This window comes from Phenylobacterium soli, from assembly GCF_003254475.1.
GTDB lineage: Bacteria > Pseudomonadota > Alphaproteobacteria > Caulobacterales > Caulobacteraceae > Phenylobacterium > Phenylobacterium soli.
This window is the reverse complement of the sequence record NZ_QFYQ01000011.1, coordinates 1-458: the sequence shown is the minus strand read 5'-3', so window position 1 is coordinate 458 and position 458 is coordinate 1. Positions and strand designations below refer to the sequence as shown.

At 65.7% G+C, this 458-nt stretch carries 1 protein-coding gene; it reads left to right on the top strand.

Features of this window, described 5'->3' with window-relative positions; all coding sequences use genetic code 11:
* Positions 1-3 precede the first annotated feature (3 nt).
* A partial coding sequence (locus tag DJ017_RS19915; protein WP_452419348.1) for a serine O-acetyltransferase occupies positions 4-458 on the top strand: 455 nt, incomplete at its 3' end.

Sequence of the window (458 nt, the reverse complement as noted above, 5' to 3'; positions counted from 1 at the left end):
GCCATGAGCCAACGTCTGGAAGTGATCGATCCCGCCGCCGCGCCGCCGGTTTGGGCGGCCCTGCGCAACGAAGCGGAGGCTGCGGCGCGTGACGAGACCGCGCTCGCCTCTCTGCTGGCTACGACGATCCTGAATCATAAGAGCCTGGGCGACGCCTTGTCGTACCAGCTGGCGCGCAAGCTGGGGGACCAGGAGCTGCGGGCCATGACCCTTCGCGAGGTGGCGCAGGACGCCTATGCCGCCGATCCGGCTTTGGTGGACATGGCCGAGGCGGATCTTCGGGCGGTCTTCGAGCGCGATCCGGCCTGCAAGGGCTACATCCAGCCGTTCCTGTTCTTCAAAGGCTTCCTGTCTCTCCAGACCCATCGGGTCGCCCACTGGCTCTGGGGCCAAGGCAGAGAAACCCTGGCGCTCTACCTGCAAAGCCGGACTAGCGAACTCTTCCAGGTGGACATCCA